The following is an 18,423-nucleotide window of genomic DNA, read 5'->3' as shown; positions in this document are numbered from 1 at the left end:
GGCATCATACCTTAACCACATCAGAAAATCTGGTTGGTTTGCAAAGAATATAGGTCATGATGTATCCAACCTCCTCCCGCGTCTTCCCAAGTAACTTGCTCCTTATTCGTAATGATTACCCAACCCCTTATCGCTTTTTACACAATGCTCATACTGCCCTGACTCTTCACCAGACACTGACATAGACTTCATTTACTGCTGATTTATCTATCATTTTTCTCCTTACCATACTGCCTATACAAAAACATAATTAGGAATTTTCAATGAAAATGAAAGCAGTGGTACTAGCAGCAACAGGGATGATTGTCCTTTCAGCCTGTAAAGAAGAAGCACCAACACACGCAACGGTCACGTTAGTTGAAGCGGTAACCAGCTCAGTAAAAACGCCGCGACAAGTATGCAACGATGTCGTCGTAACACGCCAAGCTGACATAAAAGATGAAGATAAACTGCTTGGTACGCTTGGTGGCGCCGCCGCAGGCGCTGCATTAGGTAATCAAGTCGGTGGAGGTTCTGGAAAAACTGTCGCCACTGCGGTTGGCACGGTTGCTGGTGCCATGACAGGTCGAAAGATTCAAGAAAATGCACAGAAAAATAGCACCGTCAGCACTACAGAACGACGTTGCAAGACGGAATATGTCACTTCGACTCAAGTCTCTGGGTACGATGTCACGTATGACGTTGCTTAGGTACCAAAACCACCGTACACATGGACAAAAAGCCACAAACCAGTCTCTTCCCTATTGTGGCGGGGCAAGTGGTGCTCCCTCAATAAATGACACGTCGTGAATTGTGATGTGAATCAAGCCAGAACATTCGCTCTGGCTTGATTTTTTACGTTATGAATCACCTAATACTGGCTGCGAATCTTGCTCCGGCTTTGTTGTTCTAAAAATATACACTTCACCAAATAATATCGCGATACCGATACCCGTCCCTACTTGCCAGAAGTACGTCCAATCAAATGGCTGACCCGGCACCCAGAAAAACGTAATAATACCGCCAATCAACAAACACATTGGCACAAAACACATGAGTCGAATTAACCACGGTTGACCTGCCACTTTATAAGGACGTGGCAGTACCGCGTCGATTTTACGCAACTTAAGAAATGCAGGAAACATAACAACGTAAGACAATAATAGAATGATAGCGCCAAGTGAAAATACGTTCCAAAATAGATCTTCGTTACCGCCAAATGTGGCAATCAGTGCATAAGCAATCATAGTGATCGTGGCGACAATACCATTCCAAATCGCGGCTCCCTTCGGCGTACCCGACTGAGTTGTGGTAGCAAATACTTTCGGCATATCGTCATTTTTGGCCGCGTAAAGCGCCACATAGTTAACCCCCACTGACCAGTTGGTAATATTCGCGACCAAGGTAAACATAAAACAAATCGCCAAAATATTAATAACCACACCAGTAAAGCCTTCAATACCAAATAAGATGACTAAGCTTTCATACAAACCCGCCGACGCTGAAATTTGATCCAGAGGTAGTGCTGCTTGCACACCAAACGTGGCCAGAAGATAGAAAAAGGCAATCAATATTCCGCCAAGTACCGTCGCTTTCGGAATGTCTTTTTTCGGGTTTTCCATGGAATCCGACGCTGCAGACACCACTTCAAAACCCAGCAAGTTAAACAACATCACGGAAAGAATAGCAAAACCAACCTGAAATGATGGCGCAAAAGCACTGGCACTAAAGTCGTTCGCCACTTCACCATTAAACGCTTGAATCAGACCGCCAATACCCAAAACGGACATAATAAGCACTTTCAAAATAGCGCCAAGGGAAGATATCCAATTCGCGTCGGCAAACGCATTGGTGCTGATATAAGAGCACAACCAACTCATTGCAATGGAAACACTTAGCTATCTGCCATGGTGAAAACTCAGTATTTAATACCTGCGCTAGCACAACCGCAAAGAGATAAAATACCGCAGGCACCCACAAGGCATAGTTGACCCAATAGAACCACGCCGTTCTTGCTCCCCAGTTACGACCAAATGCGCGTTTCACCCAATCGTAGATCCCACCTTCGGCTGGATACGTTGTCGCAAGCTCCGCGGTAATTAAGCCATAAGGTAAAAAGAACAAAATCAAAATAACCAACCACCAGAATATTCCCCCCGGCCCAGCCACTGCGGTCGCCGCAACGGTATCCACAACCAGTACGGTACATACCCCAAAAAGAACAATATCGACAAGCCCTAGTTTTTTCTTTGTTTTCTCTTCCATAATAGATTCTCCAATGGAACCAGCAAGGTAAGTAGTATTAATCGGCGTTATGTGTAGCCTTGAAACCATTAAACCAAGCCAGTACTACTATTACTGAGCTTGGAATCTGACATCGGTAATAGTGGTGTATTAACCCAGAAAATCGTGACCCTCATACCAGTATTAACAAGCTATGCATTTACTTTGAAAATGATTGATTCTAATCAATCATTGCAACATATATTGACGTAGTGTTTATCTTAATATTTGCCTTACATTGATGGGCTAAATATATTCTATCGGTCAAATTCAACTCCCTTCATCCAACGGCAGTAGGATATTAACAATGACATCAATAACCAAAACAGAAAAAATTAAAAAAATAAAAGAAGCCACATTTCAAATAATTGAACGCAGTGATATTAATAACATTTCTATTTATGATATTGCCAGACATGCCAAAATAGCCACTTCAACGGTATATCACCATTATCCTAATATAGAAGCATTACTTCTATGTATTGCTGATGATGTATTTCGTGACTTTGACCACATGCTCGCTAACATTGAGAAAACGCCATTTTTTGATAACTGGCAGGCTATTACATGGCGTATTGAAAGTGCTTATTTTCAATACTACCAAAATAATCCAGTCGCCACGAAGCTCGTGCTTGGGCAACACAAGTTTTATGACCTAAGAAAGGCCGACTTTGAACATGACCAAGCGCTGGGTGAACGTATTCGTAATCTTTACCAACAGCATTTTGTACTGCCAGCTTTACCTAATAACTACAATATTTTTGCGATAGCACTTCAGGCGGCTGATAAGGTTTACAGCACATTTTATAACGCAACGGGAAGAAACCAGATCAGCTCGGAAGCAGGAAAAGAAGGGTACAGACTAGCGCTTGCTTATCTCTCTGTTTACTTACCACAGTATCTACAGCGTATTGAGCCAACAAGTGAGCGGCCAGCCGAACCTCATCATCTTAGCCAGCTTGTTTAGAGGCAAATAGCCAAGGTGTTGAAATTAGATTAGATGTTAAAATTAGATTAAGTGTAGGTATTAGATTTAAAGACTAAGGTCAGATCAAATGGGGCACATGTTAATGTGCCCCATTTGGTCATATTCACTATATGACTTACTGAGATTTCGTCGGTGACGTTCCCTCAGCATTAGACACAATGGCATCCATTTGTATTACCGCATCCTTGGGTAGACTAGACACGCCAATTACCGTCACTGCAGGCAATGTGTTATCAAAGTAGCTTGGTAACACGTCGTTAAATGCCGCTAAATCTTCCATGTCATTGAGCTGAACGTTGAGCTTCACCACGTCATCAATAACATGACCAACACTCTCTACAATGGACGTAATATTGTTCAGGCACTGCATGGCTTGCTCTTTCACTCCAAAGGCCACAATCGCCCCTACCGACGGGTCTATAGGAAGTTGAGCGGAAAGGTTATTGTAGTGAGAAAAAGCCACACTTTGCGACGACAAAGCACTAACAGGCGCTTTGTTAGTATTGTGAGCTCTAATCACAATACCATGGCGATCTTCAACCACTTGCGGCGGAGTCCCATCACCATGAGAAACGGTAGCATCGACTTGCACCAAGGCATTCATGGGTAACCCCTCTGCCACAATCACCGAGCGCGCAGGCATATAATTCACCGCTCTTGCGATCGATGAGTCAGGAAAGAACCTGGTATACACCTCATCAAAGGCATCCAAGTCCGCAAGGTTTTTTAAATGAACGTTTATTTTTACCACATCATCAACAGGCACTTCTATGCCTTCCAATATGGCTTTAATGTTTTTTAAACATTGTTGAGTTTGCTCTCGCACTCCTCCAGCAATCACATTACCTGTTGTCGCCTCAATAGGTAGCTGTGCTGACACGTGACTGTAATGAGAGAAAGCAACGCTTTGTGTAGACAGTGACGTCACTGGCGCATTTGGTGTATTTCTTGCCAATTTTACTAAGTCACACGCTTCTTGCGGATAGGTTCCCTCACCATTGGAAATAACAGCGTCCATTTGTACTAACGCCCCTTCTAAAGGCAATGCGGCGACAGCGAGAGAAGTATGAGTAGGAACATACATATTGAAAAATCCGCAATAGACTTCATTCACTTTATCTAAATCGGTAATATTTTTCAGATAGACATTGATTCTCACCACGTCGCTCATGGTGTGGTCGATACTGTTAACAATCGTTTTAATATTACTCAAGCACTGTTTGGCCTGCTCTTCGACACCGCCAAAAACCAGCGTATTAGTGTCTGGATCGATCGGCAATTGGGCAGAAATATTATTATAATGGGAAAAGGCAACGGATTGAGAAGAGTGAACATTCAATGGAGCCTTTTCAGTATTTCTTGAGATCTTAATGATACTAGTTGTCATCGCATTCTATCTCCAAATTAATGCGTGAATATCCAGTTCAATACATGAATATTATGAAGTTGAGTAATCGTAGGCAAAGAGAGCCAAACCAGCTAAAGGAAGATAAACTGGTTTGGCTTTAGCTAAATATCGCCAATAAATTGATTACAAGGTTTTAAGGAATCCAGTGATTTTATCTTCATGATATTTAATGGTTTGTTGTGTAGGAATAACTTCATCTTTGTGGGTAAAGTACACTAGAATTGCCATTTGAGCCGTGAGACGGTTTTCTGATTCATCAAACGCCACACAATATTCACTTTCTAATGCGCCACGGGTAATTTCTTCTTTGTCATTAGCGGGCAGACAGTGAAGTAACATTGCTCCCGGACGGGCTTTTGCCATCAACTCTTCTGAAATCACGTAATCAGGCATGAAAGCAGCAAGGCGCTCTTCTTTCTCATCCATTTGCGTCGACCAGTAGAAGCTGTCCCCGTAAACCACATCACAATCGCTCACACGCTCTACATCATCGGTAATTTCAATGGTGCCACCAGATTCTTCACAGAAATTCAGCGCCATTTCCACCCATTCTTGCTGCATCTGATATTTTTTCGGACCAATTTGCTTAAAGCCCATACCATATTTGGCACACGTCAACATGAGGGAGCGACATACGTCAGTCGCATCACCCATAAAGGCCAGCGTTAAGTCAGACAGTTTACGACCATCGGTAATATGCTCTTTAATGGTAAACAAATCGGCGAGCATTTGCGTTGGGTGGAAACGAGTATCTAGGCCGTTAATAACCGGTACGGTCGACATTTCAAGTAAACCATCTAATGTTTCTGGGCTATTGGTACGCGCCATAATGATGTCACACATGCGAGAAAGCACACGTGAGGTATCATCAATTGACTCTTTGCCCCCTAAATGAATATCTTTTGGTGATAGGAATAAGCCATGACCGCCCAATAACGTCGCAGCCACTTCAAACGACACACGCGTCCGTGTTGACCCAGCTTCAAAGATCATCCCAACTGATTTCCCTTTAAATAGCTGTGGTACTGCGTTGTCTTTACGCGCTTGTTTTAGATACGCCATCAGCTCCATCATGTTATCCATCTCTTCGACAGAGAAGTCTTTCATTGACACCATGTGCTGTAAGTTTGCTTTTTTGAGTTCAGTCGCGCTAGAAGTCGGTAATTTCATAACATGTCCCTCATTTCAGAATTTAATTCACTTTATATTCATAAAGTTATGGGTAATTAGTTTTAGTCCGTTATCTGGTACGAGGTTTATTTAACGGTAAATACACACTTAAAACTGAGATGAGAATTTGGTATCGGTTTTGAAGCAACAAATGATGGCTAAAATTAATATGGACACGACAGATCTGCATTAAACAGGGGGAGAAAACCATATTATTGATTTTAATCAAGTTAACTTGCTATTATTTACCACTTATAAAACCTGCAATTAGAATCACATATCCGCTGCCGGTTTCGATTATTATCCCACTCTGTGATCGGTGCGTAACAAAACTATCTAAAATCCAAATAAAAACCGAATTGTGATTTTTATCTCCAACCATAAATAAGCATTTCAATACACTAAATTCACTTTGTTAGCCGTTCGGTTAATTCCGTCACTTGGAGAGTTAAACATGTCAAAACCTATTATTGTTGTCGCGGTTGGTGGCAATGCTTTATTACAACGTGGTGAAGTAATGAGCTGTCAAAACCAACAGAAAAGTATTGCTCAAACGGCACGTTCACTGGCAGAGCTAAGCAAAGATTACCGCTTAGTCATTGTTCATGGTAACGGCCCGCAAGTTGGTCTACTTTCACTGCAAAATGACGCTTACAAAGAGTGCCCTGCATATCCATTTGACGTCTTAGGGGCAGAGACGCAAGGCATGATTGGCTACCTATTCCAACAAGGTCTAAATGCGGCCATTAACGATCGTTATACCACCACAATTCTGACTCGAATTGTGGTGGATGAAAATGACCCAGCCATTGCTAATCCGAGCAAATTTATCGGCCCTATCTATAACGAGGACCAAGCAAAATCCCTAGCCGAACAAAACAATTGGGTAGTCAAGCCCGATGGCGCACATTGGCGTCGCGTGGTCCCGTCCCCTGCACCAAAAGAAGTATTAGAAATCAAAGCGATTAAAGATCTTCTTGATAAAGAACACCTCGTCATTTGTGGCGGTGGCGGCGGCGCACCTGTGATTGAAAAAGACGGCGCTTATGTGGGTTTTGAAGCGGTGATTGATAAAGACATGACAGCGGCATTAATTGCAGAAGAACTTGGCGCAGAACATTTGCTGATCCTCACCGACGGCACTCACGTCTGTTTAGACTGGGGCACACCGCAAGAAGAGAAAATCGAGCGCATTGCCGTTGCTAAGATGAAGCAATACAGCTTCCCAGCAGGCTCTATGGGGCCAAAAGTGGATGCTTGCTGTCAGTTTGTTGAGAATACTGGCCATAAGAGCTACATCGGTGATTTAGCCTATGCCTCTGAAATCATGCAAAGAACGTCCGGTACCGTTATAGAAGCGGTTTAATTTATTATTAACTCGACTCATGGCTAAGCCAAGCTCTGCCTTTATCAAAGGCGGAGCTTAATTGCCTGAAAAATGGTGAGAGCATCTTCTGTTTCATTCAATTACCAGAGGATGTGGCTCTAGCAATTCTTCCAACGGATGATACGGTGTAGCGATTAACATAAGCGGGGATAAACACAGAGCTCCCTTTGGTAATGGTAATCGCACTCTCCTCTCCTTTAGTTAATATCATGTCATTGTCCAGTGCGAGTAGAATCTCAGCACTTGCAACATGAATCTCTCTGTTCTCACTTGTTAATAATATAGAAAACTTGAAATCTAACACTGGCACTGGATAAACCATTTCACCATGTCTAAAGGTTGGTTGTAAAATCAGGGTGTTCAAGTTTTTCGATACAAAATCTGTACACTTTACTAACTCTTCAATATCGATATATTTACTCGTTAAGCCCGCCCTTAAAACGTTGTCCGAGCTTGCCATTATCTCGAGTCCTGTCCCTCCAATATATGCATGAGGTGTCCTGGCATCAAGATACATCGCTTCTCCTGGCTCTAGAGTAATTACATTTAGCAACAATGGTGAAAATATGCCGATGTCACTAGGATACTGCGCCACCAGCTTAGTAATGAGATCAAAAGGCGATAATGTAGAGTGAGCCTTTGCGTACTTAGTAAGGGAAGTAATTGCCGCTACCCTATCCTTACCTTCTAACGATAATAGTCCAGTAAATACCGACTTGAGAAAGGCTGACTCTGTACCTCCCGAGCACTTCTTTAAGAGACCATTCACAACCACTGAGTCGATTAACGATAACAGCGAGGAAATTTCATCCAAACGACGAAAACCATTCATTGCCTTAAAAGGTGTTAATGCGTAGATAAGCTCAGGCTTATGGTTAGAGTCTTTATAATTTCGGTACGCAGCTGTAAGTGGAATATCAGCTTTTTCTTCCTTTTTGAAGCCTATTTCCGCATCTCGCTTATTGGGATGAACCTGAATCGATAAAGGATGTTCTGCCGCCAGCACCTTAAATAAAAAAGGCAGTTCACCGTAAGTTTGCTCAGTCTCCGGTGACAGAATGTTAGTTGCGTCATCGCTAATGAAATCGGAAAGAAATACCGTCCCATCTTCCGTTTTTACCTTAGAGCAACCATTCGGGTGTGCGCCCATCCACAGCTCCGCTTGCGGCTGGTTATCTTGATTTTTGATACCAAATATTTCTTCTATCGACGTATAACTCCCCCAACTGTAAGTATTAATTACGTTTTCCATCGGGTAAAAATCGGATTTTAAACGGATCATGGGCATAGTCGTCCTATATCTGCTGATTGGAGTTGAGATTGAAAAGGGCGGCTCACCGAAGAATGGATAATGGAAGTGAGCCGTTTTAAAACAAAATTAGAGGTAGGATTGTCTTTGATTAATCCTTAAAGAAATCTTCGAAATTGTTGTTTTCAGGATTATCGAAAAACGCCGAGAAGTCGTAATCTTTCAGATGTGACTTCGCATAATTCTCGATGGTGGAACTATCCAGTCCATAACCATAAACAGAGTACCCAAACACTAGACCATCCAAAGGGTGGGCACCATCTGACCCAGCGACTGACAGCGGTGAGTTTGATGCTATCGCGGTGTTAGATTGGAGTGCATCATAAAGTGGTGTGCTTGCCAATTTAACCCCATCTAAGTAAATGCTCATTATCTCGCTCCCCGCTTCAGGCGTGCGGTCAAACGTTGTGGTTATCGTATGCTTTTCTATACCCAAAGAACTTGGCAAATCAGCTTGAATTCCATATCGATTACCAAGTTCATTGGCCCGGAATTTTATTTTCCCGCTTTCTATAAATAAACCCCACCCTTCGTCATTAGAAAGTCGATTTCCTTTCCTTGCTAGGAATTGAGTTGTTTGCCTGTTTGCCGTCGCAGACAAAGCAAAGTTAACAGTAATCGTTAAGTCACCGATTTGCGGATCAAGCTCAAGTTGGTGTGGAGCCCCTAATGGGGTGGTGATTGGAGAGACGCCATCGGCGTAATGCTGGTTAACTACGGTTGGAATATAGGCATCTTTCGCATCAGTAACTTTCTCTAAGTTAGCCTCTATGTAATAAATGCCATCATGACCCGTTGAGCCTTCTTCATATAAGATGCCAATAGACTTGTCATCGTTAATCACGAGGTCACTGTATTGAGAAACGCTACTGTTATAGCGGTAGGCGTGTGTCCATGTCTTTCCTTCATCATAGCTGAGCCGGAGGGTGCCAAATTTACGTTCAGACGTGTGTGCAGGGTTTGAGAACAGTAAACGAGATACCCCTGTCTCATCTTTATCAGATGTATAACGTATAACTGAAGATTGCACACGTGGTGAGATCAGAGTGGGGTCATAACCAATATTCCGCCAATAATTTGTACTTCCCGGTTGAGGGACATAATCGTATTCCGTCCCCATCCAGTTCTTGCCACCATCTTTACTGTAAGAAACCGCTCGGATTTCTCCGACTGAACGATGATAGTTACGCATATTCATATATACCCAACCATTATCGAGTTGTTCCGCCATATTCTCATTAGTATCAGGGCCAACCGTTGCATTTAAAACAAACGTATCGGTGGCGGTGTCAAGTGTGAAAGAATGGGAGTAATGGCGATGAGTGCCCGATGTAAATCCGTGCTTAGACTCTGTATGGTTTGCAGGAAAAAGCAGTTTTCCATTATCCAATTTCAATGCATGCCCTGGAGTAATGGCGTACCAAGTCCAAAGCCCTGTTTCAAACGAGTCATTCCCTGCGTTTGGATGAACAATTGAATCGATATTCGCAGGCTCAGAAGAATAGTCCGTCCAAGTTAGGCCATTATCGGCACTACGAATGTAATAAACAGCGGCGCGATAACGATTGTTGTCCTCGTTTATTTTTCCTTCACTAATTGCCGCTTCACTGCTTAGATCCTGTGAGTCATAATTGACGTTATACACTAGATGAATGTTACCTTGGTCATCCACCACTGGTGCTGGGTTTCTCGTTACTTTACCACCATGATCTGCAACGATTGATATTGGCCCCCAAACGCCGGACTCATTTCGCTTACGCATCACAATTTCAGTATTTGCATCATGATCAGAGCAACTGAACTCACGAGCTTCGGCAAAAGCCAACAGCTCTCCAGAGTCGAGCTTTACAATCGCTGTGTATTCTATAACACGCATAATTTGGAACGATAGGGTTTCCGTAATTTTTACCATTTTCAAAAACAAACTGTTCTGTTTGTGCTGGCACACCAATCCCATTCGAGGCATTAGCCCCAAGACTTGCACTGCAAATAGCTAACAATATTATATGTCTATTCATGCTTCTTCCTTGCTTTTCGGGTGAATGTAACGAGCAAATTCATCATTGCTCACGTGCACAGTACAAACATCATAAAATGACACCTATGCGATACTATACCTGTTATACCAATGGTTCGATGACAACCCACTGGATCGATTTGTTCGCAGTAAGTTTTCAATCCATCTCTTCGACATATCACAGCGCCGAAGAGACAAATACTTTAAGTCATCATATTGCTAATCAGAATGTTACGGATAAAATTCAGTCTTGCTATTCAACCTAGGTTAAAATGCTATTTCTCAATTCTCATTACCGCATCCAGATGATCTCGCATGCATTGCTCTGCTTTATTTGGATCGCGTTCAGTAATCGCCGTGTAAATCATCACATGCTCATGATAATTCTGCGTATGATACGGTGTGTAATCGGCTGGATCTCGCGTCAATATTAACCAAGAAATCAATGATTCATACAAGGATGAAACCATCGGGTTATTAATCATGTCTATTATGCAACGATGGAACGCAATGTCGGACTTCACGAATGCATCGTAGTCCTCACAATGGGCCTTATTTTGTTCCAACACAGCATGTAATTTTTTCAAATCGTCTTCGCTACGAACAAGCGCAGCCTCTCTTACAATTGCAATTTCAAAAAGTTGTCTTAGGTGCTCGAATTGATGTTTCTCGTCTTTTTGAGACAAGAGTGCAATAGCAAGGCCAGAAACATTGTTCATCAACGTTTCCGTACATGGCTTGGTCACGCGCGTTTTTTCACCGCTCTTTATTTCAACTAAACCTTTTTGAGATAGCTTTATCAACGCTTCACGTACTGACGGTCGCCCAACATCAAATGCTCCCATTAGTTCACGTTCGGAAGGTAATGTGTCCCCTTCTTTGAGCGTGTTGTTAATAATCAGCTTTTCCAGCTCTTCAGCAACGCTATCGGATAGCTTTGTTTTTTTCATTGGTTTTAGTGGAAAGGACGCTAACTCCATAAGAGTTTCCTTTAATTAAAATAATTTCGACTTGAAGAACATATACTATGTTCAACACCTAAGTAACCGTGAACCGTTGAAATCGAATTTAGTACTGGCTTCTAAACTCCGGAAGCAGTTCACCCATCACTATCAATTTGTCGGCTATATCGCTCTTTGGGATTGATGCAAATGGGAATCTCATTGTTGATTCCAGATTCGACCAACCTCCCAGTGTTGCCATGAATTTATCGGCGGCCGCATTGCAATAGCCTTGCTCTGTTATATATGGCGCAATTTCTTGTGCCATATATTGTTGAATTCTCGCCTCTAGCTCTAGGGCAGCAGGCTTCAGTTTTAAACAGTCATCTGTCCATTTTTGTGCAGATTTTGGGTTAAGACAACATACGTTAGAATATGCCCCTTTTGCCCCTTTATATGCATCGGTTGCTAAGAAGTGCCCCGCAACAAATATGGAGGCTCTCTTAGCAAGACCAGTCTTCTCTATATCCGGTGTAATTCTTGGCAGCTTAAAACCGACTAAACTATGTATATTATCATACAGATCAGCAAGTTCATTGGCTGAGAGCCTAACCTTGGCGTGAGGTGGGTTATATAAAACAAGGCTCACTCCATTCGCGGCTTGCTCAGCGGCCTTCATAAACTCCATCGCAACATCAAACGAACATGGAAACCAATCTGGTAATATCACCTGTATCGCCGTGGGCGTAAGACTTGACGCAAATTTCACTCTCTCTAATGCCTCTTGCGGATGACAATGACAAGCCCCCACCTGAAACGGCATATCATGTTGGTGGCACTTTTCTGCCAACAAACGATTGACGGCTTGAAACTCACTCTCTGTCTGAGTATAAAACTCCCCAGCCGTACCGTTGGAATATATACCGTCTACCCCAGCAGCAATGTAGTAATCAATCTGAGTAGATAACTTTTCGAACTCAATCGACTCATCATGAATAGGCAGTAAAAGTGTTGCCCAGTTCCCCGAAATTAAACCGTTAGTATTCACAGTATTGATGCCCTCACTTTAATCACGACTTTATCAACACCATCATCAATCCCTTCTTTTCCAATCATTGGTCTGTGCCACTCAAGAGGATAGAACACACAATATTGCCCCTTTTCTAACGTGACAAACTGTTCATTGGGGACGTTAGTCTGGAGCACGCAATCATTCTTAAAGGGTAGAAGACCTAAACTACCTAAATCTTCAGGGTCAACTCCAAATCCAATTGTTTCAGTACCCGATAAGGTAAGGTGAATATCGATATACTCTCGATGCAATTCCGCCATTGAATCTGCAATGTTTCTCGCTTTAGCGCGAACTCGATTAACAAAAATATCCTCCCCATCAATGGCACTAATCCCATCAGGTAATGCTGACAAATCTTCAGCAAGCACCCTGTTAATAATAGGATGAAGCAATGGATCTATGGATGAGCTGTCGATGGTTGAAATTATCATCATTATCAGCATCGATCACTCGCTGCTGCCTGCTATTGAATTAAAGGAAATAGTTCGGTAAGAACAGCACCATCTCAGGGAATAAGATGATGAGCCCAAGCACAAAAATCAATGGCACTAAAAATATCAAGACAGATTTCGCTAATGTTTCGTAAGCTATATTACCGACCTTAGCGACGACAAATAGAGACACGCCCATTGGTGGCGTCAATATCCCCAGCATCATATTCATTACAACGACAATGCCAAAATGGACAGGATCAATCCCCAAGTTGACGGTAATCGGCAATAAAATTGGCACCAAAATCAGTAGCAACGCTAACGTTTCTATAAATGCTCCAAGAATAAATAACATAATGGAAACAAGCAGTAAGAATACAAGCGGCGAGTCGGTTACTTGCAAAAACAGTTCGGCGGCTTTTAACGGGATGTCTTCTTTGATGATCACGTAACCAAACAAACCCACGCCACCAATAAGGAAGCCGATGACTGCCGATGTATTAATGGTCTCATGGACCAGTTCTATAAAGCGTTTAAAGGTAAGTTCACGATAAACGACAAACCCTAAAAACATCGCGTATAAAGAGGCAACAACCGCAGCTTCTGTGGGTGTCACTATTCCAGAGAAGATTCCACCAATAATTAAAACCGGGGTAAATAGAGCCAAAGAGGCGTCTTTAAAGGAGTAAGCAATCGTTCTAAAAGAAGCTCTAGGGTAAACCGGATAACCTTTTTTCTTGGCGATTAAATACACCATAACCATCAAAGCAGCCGCACATAACAATGCTGGTACTATGCCCGCCAAAAATAATGCCCCTACCGAAGCGCCCGACATCACGCCATAGATAACAATAGGAATGCTCGGTGGCATCAGAGGCCCGATAACACTGGACGCAGCAGTAATCGCACCTGCAAATCCATCATCATAACCTTCATCACGCATAGCTTTTATTTCTAATTGTCCTAGTCCACCCGCATCAGCATGCGCTGAACCTGACATACCCGAAAACAACAGACTGGCTAGAACATTAACATGCCCTAATGAGCCCGTTAAATGCCCTGTCAAATCACGGGCAAACTTAAACATTTTGTCGGTTATACCCGCTGAATTCATCAATAATCCGCTAAAAATGAAAAATGGTACAGCAAGCAACGGAAAAGAGTTTAACCCCGCGATTACCTTTTGTGGTGCTAAGGCTATCCCTCCATTCACCATTAAATAGATGATTGAAACAACATAAAGTGTAAACGCGACTGGCATACCTACTGCGAGCAAAGCACCCCAGCCACCAAAAATACCAAACATAGTACTCTACCTTACTCACATAAATGAGAAGTGACGGTGGCGTTATCTCTATTAGGCTTAACTAGCTTTGATAAAGAGATCACCGTATTTAAAAACGATTTAATGAATATCAGAGAGAAACCAAGTGGAATCGCAGCATAAAGTACCGACATCTGAACATCCATTGTCACGGAACCTAACCTGTCCATTCGTTCTGCAAAAATATAACCTCGATAAATAATGATTAGTGATATTACTGAGAATACGCCGTGTATCATTATATCTAGAATTAAATTAGCCCTATTACTTAACCGATTGGGAACAATATCAACGGCAATATGGTCACGCCTAGAGACTGCCTCACTTGCACCAATAAAGACGATATAAATATATAACCAGCGGGAAACCTCTTCAGTCCAAGGTATCGCGATACTTAAAAAGTAACGACTTATAATTTGGATAGTTAACACCGACAACATGGCCAAAAACAGAAATATTGATAGGTGCTTCTCTACCCACTCCATTTTTTTTATTAATTTATACATACCTAAATCCCATAGCATGGCGAAGCCTTAAGGCTTCGCCACCAGTGAAGTTATCTCGCGTCAATCAGTGTTTGAGTAAACCCTTCACCATATTGCTTATCTAAAGCAGCATAGTACGGCTTCATTGCTGCTCTAAATGGCGCAAGATCTGGGTAAGTGACTGTTACACCAGACTCTTTAAATAAAGCGAGGTATTGATCGGTTTTCTCGTTAATTCGACTTTCGGCTTCCTGACCACCTGCATTCAATGCTGAAATTAACCACTTTTGCTCTTGAGTTGATAGGTCATTCCAGGAGTTTGAGTTAATGGAAATAGCTTGATCTTGTACAACGTGATTGGTCATTGCTAGATACTTTTGTACTTCATAAAATTTCATCGCTTCAATCGATGGGATTGGGTTTTCTTGTCCATCTACAGCATTAGTTTGTAGCGCTAGGTACACTTCTGCATACGCAATCGGAGATGGAATTGCTTTGGTTGCTCTTGCGTAATCGAGTAAAGCTTTGGCGTTAGGAGTACGGAGTTTCATTCCTTTCATATCATCGTATGAATTAATTGGTCGATTTGATGTAGTTTGTCGAACACCGAAATACCAACTGTCGATAGGTTTAAGTTCAAATTTATCTTCTAGCTCGGCACGAATTTTCAGCCCCCATTGGCTGTTGAAAATTTGCTGAAGATGAGCATAATCTTTAACAATATATGCTGTTTCTAACGCACCCAATTCTGGTACATACTGTGCGTAACCACCAAACACCTGCATTGACAGATCAATTTCACCTAATGAAACTTGCTCTAGCATTTCGTGGACGCTACCTAGCTGACCACCTTCATACAGTCTCATGGTTAGTTCACCGCCAGACAGCTTTTCTAGCTCTTCAGAGGCTTTCACCATTCCGTGGTAAATTGGGCTGTTATACGCTTCATTAAAGCCTACTTTAAGCTCCGTTTTTGCGTATACATTAGCCGTCAGTAAAGCAGCTGCGATCACACTGAGTTTAAGGGTTGCTTTCATCGTCATTTTCTAATTATCCTTTTTTAGAATTGGATCGTATTGATAAGTGGTTCAGAACTTAGCAATCGGTTAATTTGACTTATATAACTGTCAATTTTCTTATAATTTTCATCCAGAGAACCACCACCAGTGTGTTGGGTCAGATGAATATTTGGTAGCTGCCATAATTCAGAATCTTGGTTTATCGGTTCTTGAACCGTGACATCCAAACATGCGTTAAAACTGGGATCTGCTTTTGCTTTATCACAAAGTGCAAACTCGTCAACAACTTGCCCACGGCCAACATTTAGAAATGTGGCACCTTTTGGCATCGCTGAAAAAACGTCCCTGTTAAATATTTCGTGGGTTTCTGGTGTAGCTGGAATAGTCGAAAAAATGATGTCACTCTCTGACACTTTTCTAATTAAGTTTTCCTTTCCCCCAATTCCATGTCTTGCTTATTAAAAGTGGTAATCTGGCAGTTAAACACCGTCAACAATTGCTCCAACCTCTGGCCAATATTGCCATAACCCACCAGCAGCACTTTTTCCCCTGACATTAGACGCTTTAAAGGCCTTAGTTCGTCTTTTATCCATCGTCCCTGTCGTTGGGCTTCCCTTAAAGCGGGTAATTGACGATAAACCGACAACACACTAGCCAATGCCTCTTCAGCGACGGGAACAGAAAAGAAATCATTCAGGTTGTGTACTGATATCTTTCGCTCGATAGGCCACTGGAAATTATTGAAATTGTCAGTTCCCACAGAATCTAGCAAGATCGTTGTTAAGTTACCCATCCGCTCAATCCAATCAGTGTCAAAGTTACCTATCGCAACCTCACAGTGTTGGCATCGACTGAAATCATTCGTACCATCATTGAAAATAAGCTCTACACGAGTATCTGATTGTTCAGAAAAGTAGACCTTCTCATCATTATTTAAAACAGGGTGAATATAGAGCTTCATGATTCCCCCTCTTTCCAGTTTGAGTGACTTTCCTCTAACGCTTCAAGACCACTAGCAAGTGGGATACAGTGATAAACCGCACTCTCTTGGTAGGCAAACTCTTTTTCGACCTCTTCATTTAATTCGATACCTATTCCTACTTTTTCATGAAGCGTGAGTTTTCCATCTTGTATATAGGATTCGAAGTCAAAAAGTGCATGGCGAAGTTCAAAATTTGGCATTGGATATTCAATAAGTTCGCAATCAGAGGCAAAGGCAGCAATATAATTGGCCATCATCGCGACCAAGCTCTCCCCATGAATGTACGACGGCTTTGGTATGCGAACCTTGCGCATATTGGCATACATCGATGGTTTCTTTTATCCCACCAATCACGGAGGCATCTGGCTGAACGATGTTGTAATAGTGGCTGTCAATGCGTTCGAAAAGCTCTTGCTTAGTTGTAACGATTTCACCACCAGCAATCTGGATATCTGGTGACAGCGACAACCGTGGAAGCTCTGTTAACTTATCAAGACCTAAACACTCTTCAACAAACACCAACCTTTCACCTGTTTGTTCATATACCTTTTCACAAAATGACACGACCTCTTCAGGTGTTTGTCCATCTACAGCAAGGTTTTGCGTCATATCAACCGCTACACCTATCCCGTATTGCTTAGCAGCTTTGATTGTCCAAACCGCTTTCTCAACTTGATGCACCCTAGATCGAATCTTAATTGTTTTGATTCCACGCTCAGCCAATAGTTTTAGTTCTTGCGCCATATAAACCGGATGGAGTGAATCACCACCAGAACCATACATGGCAATAGCGTTTTTTTTCGCGCCTCCAAAAAGCGCTATTGCAGGCACTTCTTTGTACTTAGAAAATACATCAACCAATGCAATTTCAATCGCTGAAATGACATGCTGAGCAGCGCCTTGCAGTGACCAATATGCGGTTATGTTTTTGGCTTTTTTTACCGTTGCTAGGTAGCCTGATGACAAATCACAGCCAACAATAGTTGGAGCGATGAGCCGAACAATGGCACTAAATACATCCGGTGCGAATACTCCTAAGTAACCTTCGCCTATCCCCTTCAAGCCATTACTAAGCGTAATTTCTACCATGGAGCAACAACGTAATCCTTCGGGCAGGTGGAGCTGATTTTCAGCACAGCCAGTAAAACCATACTTACCCGTTAGAATGACGGGTCTAACGCTCTTAATGGTTACCATCAAACTAGTCCCTTCATTAGCGGTAAATAAGCAGCGCCGAGCACACCACTAGAGTCACCATGCAAGGCCTTAACGATAGGTGTTGATACATGTTTACTGAAGGTATAGCGGCTTAACTTACCTTGAACGAGAGGGTAGATAATCTCTTGATTTGATACACCGCCCCCAAGCACGATGACTTCTGGGTCAATGACATTGATGATAGAACCCAGCACTCGTGCCAAGCAATCCGTGTAATGGTTAACATGCGCCACAGCGTTTTTATCACCATCGATATACGCATCAAATATGACTGTCGCTGGCAATGGTTTATGTTTTACCGCCCATGTACGCTCAAAGCCTGTGCCAGAAAGAAAGGATTCAATGCAGTTTTCAGAGCCGCAATAACAGGTCACATTAGGGCCATCAACACTTGTATCGAAGCTAGGTAA

The 18,423-nt window shown here is 42.4% G+C and carries 19 protein-coding genes and 1 pseudogene; 3 read left to right on the top strand and 17 right to left on the bottom strand.

What is annotated here, in order from left to right; all coding sequences use genetic code 11:
* The first annotated feature begins 263 nt into the window (after nucleotides 1-263).
* Nucleotides 264-775 (top strand): annotated as a pseudogene (locus AC0L66_RS19965) (glycine zipper 2TM domain-containing protein).
* Nucleotides 776-839: 64 nt separating this feature from the next.
* On the opposite strand, the gene AC0L66_RS19960 reads toward AC0L66_RS19965, so the two are convergent.
* Together AC0L66_RS19960 and AC0L66_RS19955 are read right to left on the bottom strand one after the other, a co-directional pair.
* Complete coding sequence (locus tag AC0L66_RS19960) at nucleotides 840-1,838, bottom strand: APC family permease (protein ID WP_473570924.1); 999 nt, start codon at nucleotides 1,836-1,838, stop codon at nucleotides 840-842.
* Entirely contained in the window at nucleotides 1,729-2,244 is a 516-nt protein-coding gene (locus tag AC0L66_RS19955) for an APC family permease (RefSeq protein ID WP_473570570.1), read from the bottom strand. The genes AC0L66_RS19960 and AC0L66_RS19955 overlap by 110 nt, the downstream gene beginning before the upstream one ends.
* Before the next feature lie 325 nt (nucleotides 2,245-2,569).
* Here AC0L66_RS19955 and AC0L66_RS19950 point away from each other — a divergent pair, with 325 nt between their 5' ends.
* The gene (locus AC0L66_RS19950) at nucleotides 2,570-3,229 is read left to right on the top strand and encodes a TetR/AcrR family transcriptional regulator (RefSeq protein ID WP_428752901.1); all 660 of its coding nucleotides are present in this window, start codon (nucleotides 2,570-2,572) and stop codon (nucleotides 3,227-3,229) included.
* A gap of 136 nt (nucleotides 3,230-3,365) precedes the next feature.
* Here the strand turns inward: AC0L66_RS19950 and AC0L66_RS19945 are convergent, their stop codons facing one another.
* Both AC0L66_RS19945 and argF read right to left on the bottom strand, forming a co-directional pair.
* Nucleotides 3,366-4,637 (bottom strand): RidA family protein, encoded by a 1,272-nt coding sequence (locus tag AC0L66_RS19945; RefSeq protein ID WP_473570568.1) that lies wholly within the window; start codon nucleotides 4,635-4,637, stop codon nucleotides 3,366-3,368.
* Nucleotides 4,638-4,781: 144 nt separating this feature from the next.
* Nucleotides 4,782-5,828, bottom strand: coding sequence for an ornithine carbamoyltransferase (gene argF, locus AC0L66_RS19940; protein WP_473570567.1), 1,047 nt, complete (start codon nucleotides 5,826-5,828; stop codon nucleotides 4,782-4,784).
* 454 nt (nucleotides 5,829-6,282) lie between these two features.
* Between argF and arcC the strand changes: the two genes are divergently transcribed.
* Nucleotides 6,283-7,194, top strand: coding sequence for a carbamate kinase (gene arcC, locus AC0L66_RS19935; protein WP_473570566.1), 912 nt, complete (start codon nucleotides 6,283-6,285; stop codon nucleotides 7,192-7,194).
* A 97-nt stretch (nucleotides 7,195-7,291) separates the two neighbouring features.
* On the opposite strand, the gene manA is transcribed toward arcC, so the two are convergent.
* The 13 genes from manA to AC0L66_RS19870 form a co-directional block, all read right to left on the bottom strand.
* On the bottom strand, nucleotides 7,292-8,497 hold the full coding sequence (gene manA, locus AC0L66_RS19930; protein WP_473570565.1) for a mannose-6-phosphate isomerase, class I: 1,206 nt from the start codon (nucleotides 8,495-8,497) through the stop codon (nucleotides 7,292-7,294).
* Nucleotides 8,498-8,615: 118 nt separating this feature from the next.
* Complete coding sequence (locus AC0L66_RS19925; protein WP_473570564.1) at nucleotides 8,616-10,436, bottom strand: sialidase family protein; 1,821 nt, start codon at nucleotides 10,434-10,436, stop codon at nucleotides 8,616-8,618.
* Nucleotides 10,437-10,816: 380 nt separating this feature from the next.
* Nucleotides 10,817-11,521, bottom strand: a complete 705-nt coding sequence (locus AC0L66_RS19920) for an FCD domain-containing protein (RefSeq protein WP_428794052.1) — start codon at nucleotides 11,519-11,521, stop codon at nucleotides 10,817-10,819.
* Nucleotides 11,522-11,609: 88 nt separating this feature from the next.
* Complete coding sequence (locus AC0L66_RS19915; RefSeq protein ID WP_473570562.1) at nucleotides 11,610-12,530, bottom strand: dihydrodipicolinate synthase family protein; 921 nt, start codon at nucleotides 12,528-12,530, stop codon at nucleotides 11,610-11,612.
* The gene (locus AC0L66_RS19910) at nucleotides 12,527-12,988 is read right to left on the bottom strand and encodes a NanQ anomerase/TabA/YiaL family protein (RefSeq protein ID WP_473570561.1); all 462 of its coding nucleotides are present in this window, start codon (nucleotides 12,986-12,988) and stop codon (nucleotides 12,527-12,529) included. Before AC0L66_RS19910 ends, AC0L66_RS19915 begins: the two co-directional genes overlap by 4 nt.
* Nucleotides 12,989-13,025: 37 nt before the next feature.
* Complete coding sequence (locus tag AC0L66_RS19905) at nucleotides 13,026-14,291, bottom strand: TRAP transporter large permease (RefSeq protein WP_428794049.1); 1,266 nt, start codon at nucleotides 14,289-14,291, stop codon at nucleotides 13,026-13,028.
* A gap of 11 nt (nucleotides 14,292-14,302) precedes the next feature.
* Nucleotides 14,303-14,815, bottom strand: a complete 513-nt coding sequence (locus tag AC0L66_RS19900) for a TRAP transporter small permease (RefSeq protein ID WP_473570559.1) — start codon at nucleotides 14,813-14,815, stop codon at nucleotides 14,303-14,305.
* A 50-nt stretch (nucleotides 14,816-14,865) separates the two neighbouring features.
* Nucleotides 14,866-15,837 (bottom strand): sialic acid TRAP transporter substrate-binding protein SiaP, encoded by a 972-nt coding sequence (locus AC0L66_RS19895; protein ID WP_428794047.1) that lies wholly within the window; start codon nucleotides 15,835-15,837, stop codon nucleotides 14,866-14,868.
* Nucleotides 15,838-15,854: 17 nt separating this feature from the next.
* Nucleotides 15,855-16,226 (bottom strand): NAD(P)-dependent oxidoreductase, encoded by a 372-nt coding sequence (locus AC0L66_RS19890; protein ID WP_473570558.1) that lies wholly within the window; start codon nucleotides 16,224-16,226, stop codon nucleotides 15,855-15,857.
* An 8-nt stretch (nucleotides 16,227-16,234) separates the two neighbouring features.
* Nucleotides 16,235-16,774 carry an NAD(P)-dependent oxidoreductase gene (locus tag AC0L66_RS19885; RefSeq protein ID WP_473570556.1) on the bottom strand — a complete coding sequence of 180 codons (540 nt, stop codon included), beginning with the start codon at nucleotides 16,772-16,774 and terminating at the stop codon, nucleotides 16,235-16,237.
* The gene (locus AC0L66_RS19880; protein WP_473570554.1) at nucleotides 16,771-16,995 is read right to left on the bottom strand and encodes a hypothetical protein; all 225 of its coding nucleotides are present in this window, start codon (nucleotides 16,993-16,995) and stop codon (nucleotides 16,771-16,773) included. Before AC0L66_RS19880 ends, AC0L66_RS19885 begins: the two co-directional genes overlap by 4 nt.
* Before the next feature lie 22 nt (nucleotides 16,996-17,017).
* A complete protein-coding gene (locus AC0L66_RS19875) occupies nucleotides 17,018-17,992 on the bottom strand; it encodes an enolase C-terminal domain-like protein (protein WP_473570552.1) in 975 nt (324 codons plus the stop codon).
* Nucleotides 17,992-18,387: an ROK family protein gene (locus tag AC0L66_RS19870; protein WP_473570551.1), complete on the bottom strand. Its 396-nt coding sequence runs from the start codon at nucleotides 18,385-18,387 to the stop codon at nucleotides 17,992-17,994. The genes AC0L66_RS19875 and AC0L66_RS19870 overlap by 1 nt, the downstream gene beginning before the upstream one ends.
* Nucleotides 18,388-18,423: the final 36 nt, after the last annotated feature.

It is taken from the genome of Vibrio sp. GJ43-1, assembly GCF_055808835.1.
Note: the sequence above shows the minus strand (reverse complement) of the source record. Positions and strands in the feature narration are given on the sequence as shown.